This is a genomic window from Phenylobacterium sp. (assembly GCF_037138395.1).
Classification (GTDB): Bacteria; Pseudomonadota; Alphaproteobacteria; order Caulobacterales; family Caulobacteraceae; genus Phenylobacterium.
The window spans coordinates 1-6,421 of the sequence record NZ_JBAXIM010000142.1; the positions used below are offsets into that span (position 1 = coordinate 1).

Below are 6,421 nucleotides of genomic sequence, written 5' to 3' on the forward strand. Positions count from 1 at the left end.
CCCCGCCCTGGACCGCCAGATCGCCGCCCTCTCGGCCCTCAGGGCGGGGGCAAGCTCCGACGCCGGAGTCTGGCGGCTGCCGGAGGGCGAGGCCTACTACGCCTGGGCGCTGCGTCAGGGCACGACCACGGACCGCACCGCTGACGATATCCACCAGATGGGCCTCGACCAGGGCGCGGCCATCGACGCCCAGATGGACGCCGTGCTCCGATCGCAGGGCTTCACCCAGGGGACGGTCGGCGAGCGCATGAGCGCCCTGACCCGCGACCCGAAGTTCCTCTATCCCAATACCGAAGCCGGCAAGGCCGACCTGGTCGCCTATCTGAGCGGGCGCATAGAGGCGATCCGGCCCTACATGGCCAAGCTGTCGAAACTGGGCCTGAAGGCTGAGGTCGAGGTGCGACCCGTGCCCAAGGAGATCGAGGCCGGCGCGGCCCTCGGCTACATGAATTTCGCCGCCCTCGATGGCTCCCGGCCGGCGATCTACTACGTCAACCTGCAGGATACCGGGAACTGGCCGCGCTACACCCTCAGCAGCCTGACCATGCACGAGGCCATCCCCGGCCACGCCTGGCAGGGGGCCTACCTGGCCGAGCGCCGGGATCGCGTGCCGGCCATCTCCGCACTGATGGGCTTCAACGCCTTCGTCGAGGGCTGGGCCCTGTATGCCGAGCAGCTTGCCGACGAGGCCGGACTGTATGCCGACGATCCCATGGGCCGGCTGGGCTACCTGCAGGCCCAGCGTTTCCGCGCCGCGCGTCTGGTTGTCGACACGGGCCTGCACCACAAGCGCTGGAGCCGCGACAAGGCCATCACCTGGATGACCGCCGCCACCGGCCGGTCGACCGGCGCCATCACGAGCGAGGTCGACCGCTACTGCGCCAGCCCCGGACAGGCCTGCGGCTACAAGGTCGGCCATACCGAAATCGTCCGCCTGCGAGACTCCGCCAGGGCGGCGCTGGGACCTAAGTTCGACATCCGCGACTTCAATGATGCCGTGGTTGGCACCGGCGGCGTTCCGATCTCCGTCCTGGACTCGGTGATCGAGCGGTACGTCAAGGGTGAGCAGGCGCGCGGTTAGGGCGAGGTGATCCCGACCGCCATGAGGCGTGGTGACAGAGCCGTGAAGGTCTTCCTGCCTGAAGGGACAGGGCAGGGAAGAGGTCCGAGCCCCAGGGGGCAGCCGATCAGGCCGGGACTCCGTGACCCCGGGGCGGTCCCGCCATCGGGGTTTCCGCGGGCATCAGGCTCCGGGACAAGCGCCTGCGAACATCGCTCCCTCGCGGATGCGGCGAAGCGAAATCCACATGTCCATCCGGACGCACGAGGTACAGCGCGCCCTTGCGGAATCCCGCCGACCTCATCGCCCGATCGTTTGGCCAGACATGTAGGCCAATTCCAAAGTCCTGCAGGGCCTCGACGACATCCGGGCGCACCGCGCCCAAGGCGTGGGCTGTCCAGGAGAGCCCATCCAGAACGGCATGGGTGTCATGAAGGGCGACCCACGGAAGCCTGTCTCCGACCCAGATGGGTCCGACCCGGCCCCGCCCGGGCGGGCTGTTCCGGTAGGTTATGCCCACCTGACTGATCCTTGAGAACAGGAGCGCAGAACTCATGGGCAGCCGGGTCAGGAGGCCCGCCATCCTGTGGCTGACATGCAGGCGGAAGAAGCGTGCAATGACCCCTCTGTCGATCATTCGGCTGAATATGGCGTCCGTCGTCGCCACCAGGGATCGGGCGAACGCCATTCGCTCCTCGGCGTAAGTCTCCAGCAGGCGCTCAGGGGCCCGGCCAAGGATGACCTGTCCCAGTTTCCATCCCAGGTTCATCGCGTCGCCAAGGCCGGTATTCATCCCCTGTCCGCCGACCGGGCTGTGGATATGGCCTGCATCGCCGACCAGGAAGCAGCGTCCCACCCTGAACCTCTCAGCGACCCGGTGATGAACCCTGTAGGTCGAGAACCAATTGACCGCCTCAACCTGGATGCCGAGGAGAGCTGACGCGCGGGGACCCACATCCTCGAAGGCCGGATTTCCGCGTTCCCGAACCACTTCGGGGATGAAGCCGGCCAGCCTTTGCATGCCCGTGGTTCGGACGGGCGCCAGCACGAAAAAGGTGTCGGACCCCAACCCGAAATGGAAGGCGGAATTCGGAGTCTTGAGGCGAATGTCGGCGACAAAGAGAAGCGGCGTGTCGGTGTCCCCGCCAAACCCAAGACCCAGCGCTTCACGAACACGGCTATGGGCCCCGTCACATCCGGCGAGCCACGGAACGGCCGCGTATTCGAGGCGCGTTCCCCCATGGCGGAGGGTCACCCGAGCTTCATCCGCCCGGGGCTCAAGGTCGACAAGCTCGGTATCCCATTCCGGCCTGACCCCCAGTTCTGCGAGGCGCTCAAGAAGAAACTGCTCGTGGACGTCCTGGGCCAGAGCGAGCAGGAAGGGAAAGCAACTCTGTCCGGCGCCCATGTTTCTGAGGGAGACGTTCAGGCGCCTGCGCCCCTCGACCCAGAGATTCACCTGATCCGCCTCGACGCCCAGCCCAACGGCCGCATCCGACAAGCCCGCCATGCGATAGAACTCGAGGGTCCTGGCCTGGACCGCCATGGCCCGGCTCTCCTCCTGAGGACCTGGCTTGCGGTCGATGATCCTGACCGCCACGCCCTGGCGTGCGAGGGTCAAAGCCAGAAAGAGGCCGGACGGACCGGCGCCTAGGACAAGCACCTCAGCCGGACGGTTCTGCACCCTAGGTTGATCCCATGAGGGCGTCCTCCACATTCCTGCGGACCCACCGACGCCTCATCGTGACGGCAGGAGCGGACGCGTTGCCTGAAGGTCAGCCTATCCGAGGGCGCGCCACGAAGGAACCCGGCCTGTCGGCGGGGAGCCACCCCCGGTGTGAAGGGATGCGCAGGGACAGGTGAACCTTGCTCACCGGCCGCCTGGCCGGCGCATCCGAAGGCTCAATGGGCCAGTTTCAGGGTCACGACCCCAGCGACGATGAGGAGCACGCCCAGGTACCGCATCAGCGAGGATGGGTCCCCGAAGAAGAGCATGCCCACCAGAAAGGTCCCGGAGGCCCCGATGCCGGTCCAGACGGCATAGGCGGTGCCGATGGGGATCTTGAGGATACCCTCAAAGGATATGGAGAATCTGGCAAGAATATTAGACGCCTACATAAAAACGAAATGAATTTCGAGTATTCGATAAATACCAAATATAAATAATAGATATATCAATACACAAAGATAAACCTTCAATATATTTGTGACACATTATCAATTGCGTATACTATTTTTATGTAAATACAAATGTGATAATTCATTATTTTGATATCTTTACAGGGTTAGAGCGTAGACGCGCCGATTTCGCCTCATAAAATTGTCATCTTCCATCTGCTATAGAAAATCGTCGCTCAATGCTGCGCTATGGCTGAAGCAACCGGTCGCATCAATGCGTCCGGGGCCGGGTGCCTGGCGAGGGGAACCACGGGTCATGGAACGCAAGATTTCTGACGCTGATTTCGAATGCACGGCTTTGGTGCTTCAAGGTGGGGGTGCTCTAGGATCCTACCAGGCAGGTGTCTATGAGGCACTTCATGAACACGGCGTTGAACCTGACTGGATAGCGGGCATATCGATCGGTGCCATCAACAGCGCCATCATCGCCGGGAATGCTCCGGGAGACCGGCTGGACGCGCTGCGGGGTTTCTGGGACACGGTCACAGCATCGGGCACGATGCCCTGGTCTGATTATGTGATGGGGCCCTGGACAGCAGACGAGGGTCGGCAAGTCACCAACCGCATAGAAGCCGGTCGCGCAATGCTGACTGGCGTTCCAGGCTTTTACACCCCGCGCGTGCCTCCACCATCGCTACGGTCAGATGGGTCGCCGGGTGCATCAAGCTACTACGACACCAGTAAGCTTAGATCGACCTTGGAACGCCTGGTCGATTTTGACCGTATCAATCACAAGAAGGCTATGCGCTTCGGCGTCGGTGCCGTGAATGTCCGCTCCGGTAATTTTGCCTACTTCGATAATGAAACTGCCACCATCATTCCAGAACACATCATGGCCAGCGGCGCGCTGCCGCCAGCGTTCGAAGCGGTCGAAATCGATGGCGAACATTATTGGGATGGCGGGTTAGTATCTAACACGCCGCTCGACTGGATCCTGAACACCTACCCCTTACACGACACACTCGCGTTCCAGGTGGATCTGTGGACTGCTTACGGCAAGGTGCCCCGTAATCTTGGCGAAGTCGCAACCCGGTTGAAAGAGGTACAATTTTCTAGCCGCACGCGAAGCAGCACGGACAATTTCCGCAGACTGCAAAAAGCTCGTGGAGCGTTGAGCGAGATACTGGCGCTGCTGCCACCCGAGTTGCGCGGACATGAGGCCGCCCGGTACCTGGCCGATATTGCCGATCCTTGTGTCTACAACATTGTCCAGCTGATCTACCGATCACCAGATTGGGAGCTGGAATCAAAGGACTATGAATTCTCTCGGATAAGCATGCTCGAGCATTGGAAGGCAGGCTATGTGGATGCGCAGTACACCTTGGCGCATGGGGAGATATTCAAGCATCCGAAGGAATCACATGGTGTCCAAGTCTTTGATTTCTGCACGCCAGGCGCGGAGACGGTAAAATGAAGGTGTCTGAAGTCCGCGCCAACGCATTTGCGATGCCATTGACCAGCCCCGCCTATCCACGGGGCCCGTATCGGTTCGTCAATCGTGAATATCTGATCATCACTTATCGTACGGATCCGGCAAAACTGCGTGCTCTGGTGCCCGAGCCGCTCCAGATCGACGAACCACTTGTGAAATATGAATTCATCCGAATGCCAGACTCTACTGGATTTGGAGACTACACCGAAAGCGGTCAGGTAATACCTGTAAGCTTCGAAGGGCGGCATGGAAACTACACCCATTGCATGTTTCTTAACGGCCATCCGCCAATTGCCGGTGGCCGGGAAATCTGGGGGTTTCCGAAGCAACTTGCGGAACCGACGCTCACGACCAATGTCGATTCCCTCGTCGGAACGTTGAGATATCATGGCGTACCGGTAGCCTTGGCCTCAATGGGTTACAAGCACAGGATGGCCAACCATGCGGATGTTCTGGCGTCGATGAAGACGCCAAACTTCCTGTTGAAGATCATTCCGCATGTCGATGGTACGGTGCGTATCTGCGAGTTGGTCGAATACCATCTTTCGGATATCGACCTGAAGGGCGCCTGGACTGGCCCTGCAGCGTTGGAGTTGACTTCGCACGCAATGGCACCAGTCAACGAACTGCCGGTGCTCGAAATCGTATCGGCGGTCCATATCGTTGCAGATCTCACGCTCGAGCTTGGCACGGTCGTCTACGATTATCTGGATAAAGATGAAGGCCCTTTTTGAGGGACATGGTTGCCGTTGTCAGTGGCGCCACCAGCTGTATTAGCAGGGCTATTTCGAGATAATTCCTCGCGGCCTACGCTTAGGTCACCTTCGGCGACCAGAATATCGATGGTGCCACCGCCGCGCCCGCGAGGAGGCCTCCGTCCAAGTTCATTTCCGATCCGGTCATGTAGGCTGCTTCATCGGAAGCGAGCAGAACAGCAAGCGCGGCGACCTCTTCCGGCCGTCCGAACCGCTGTAGCGGGGTGTCACGCGCTAGCGCGGCCATGCGTTCTTCTCGCTCTGGGCCGTCGCCCAGCATGGGCTCCCACATCGGGGTCAGAATCGCTGGCGGGTGGATCGAGTTGCACCGGATAGCGAGCCCTTGGCCGGCGCAGTGGAGCGCGACCGTCTTCGTGTGATTGCGTATCGCGGCCTTCGAGGACGCGTATGCTGCCGCCCCGGGGATTCCGACCAACCCCGATCGGGATGAGATATTGATGATGGACCCGGTCCGAGCAGGTCGCATCGCGCAGATCGCATGCTTGCAGCCCAGGAACACGCCGTCGAGGTTGGTCTCGTGCACCGCTCGCCAGTCCGCCAAGCTGGCGTTTTCTGGGTCGTGTGCTGCAGAGCCGGCCTCGAACCCGGTGACGCCCGCGTTGTTCACCAGCACATCGAGCCGTCCCTCAGCGGAAAGGATCTCGGCCAGCACCGATTGCCACTCGCTTTCCCAGCGAACGTCGAGGTGGCGATAGGCGGCGCGGGCACCCAGGCCTGCAGCTAGTGTCCCACCAAGGTCATCGTTGATATCGGTCAGATAGACCTTCGCCCCCTCTGCGATAAACGCCCGAGCTATGGCCTCTCCAATGCCCTGCGCCGCTCCAGTGACGGCGATCACTTTGCCGGCAAGCCTGTGCATGTCTGTGTATCCTCAAATCCCCGGGCAAATGCCATTAGCGGGCACCATAGATGTCCGCAAAGGGTCGTATCTCCCCGTTGGGTTCAGACCAACAAGCGGACCTTTCCAACGGCAGA

6 protein-coding genes are annotated in these 6,421 nt (G+C 61.1%); 3 read left to right on the top strand and 3 right to left on the bottom strand.

The genetic code is table 11. The annotated features are described in order from the left end of the window. Nucleotides 1–1,081, top strand: a 1,081-nt coding sequence (locus tag WCJ52_RS10640; protein ID WP_336903285.1) for a DUF885 domain-containing protein, incomplete at its 5' end; no start/stop codon positions are given. 106 nt (nt 1,082–1,187) lie between these two features. Here WCJ52_RS10640 and WCJ52_RS10645 read toward each other — a convergent pair. Further along, entirely contained in the window at nt 1,188–2,744 is a 1,557-nt protein-coding gene (locus tag WCJ52_RS10645) for an FAD-dependent monooxygenase (protein ID WP_336903286.1), read from the bottom strand. Between the two features lie 218 nt (nt 2,745–2,962). Continuing rightward, a complete protein-coding gene (locus tag WCJ52_RS10650; protein WP_336903290.1) occupies nt 2,963–3,163 on the bottom strand; it encodes an SMR family transporter in 201 nt (66 codons plus the stop codon). 331 nt (nt 3,164–3,494) lie between these two features. On the opposite strand from WCJ52_RS10650, the gene WCJ52_RS10655 reads away from it, so the two are divergent. Together WCJ52_RS10655 and WCJ52_RS10660 are read left to right on the top strand one after the other, a co-directional pair. Continuing rightward, a complete protein-coding gene (locus WCJ52_RS10655) occupies nt 3,495–4,652 on the top strand; it encodes a patatin-like phospholipase family protein (protein WP_336903287.1) in 1,158 nt (385 codons plus the stop codon). Further along, the gene (locus tag WCJ52_RS10660) at nt 4,649–5,404 is read left to right on the top strand and encodes an acetoacetate decarboxylase (protein ID WP_336903288.1); all 756 of its coding nucleotides are present in this window, start codon (nt 4,649–4,651) and stop codon (nt 5,402–5,404) included. The genes WCJ52_RS10655 and WCJ52_RS10660 overlap by 4 nt, the downstream gene beginning before the upstream one ends. A 79-nt stretch (nt 5,405–5,483) precedes the next feature. Here WCJ52_RS10660 and WCJ52_RS10665 read toward each other — a convergent pair whose 3' ends face one another. Beyond that, nucleotides 5,484–6,305 (bottom strand): SDR family oxidoreductase, encoded by an 822-nt coding sequence (locus tag WCJ52_RS10665; protein WP_336903289.1) that lies wholly within the window; start codon nt 6,303–6,305, stop codon nt 5,484–5,486. Nucleotides 6,306–6,421: the final 116 nt, after the last annotated feature.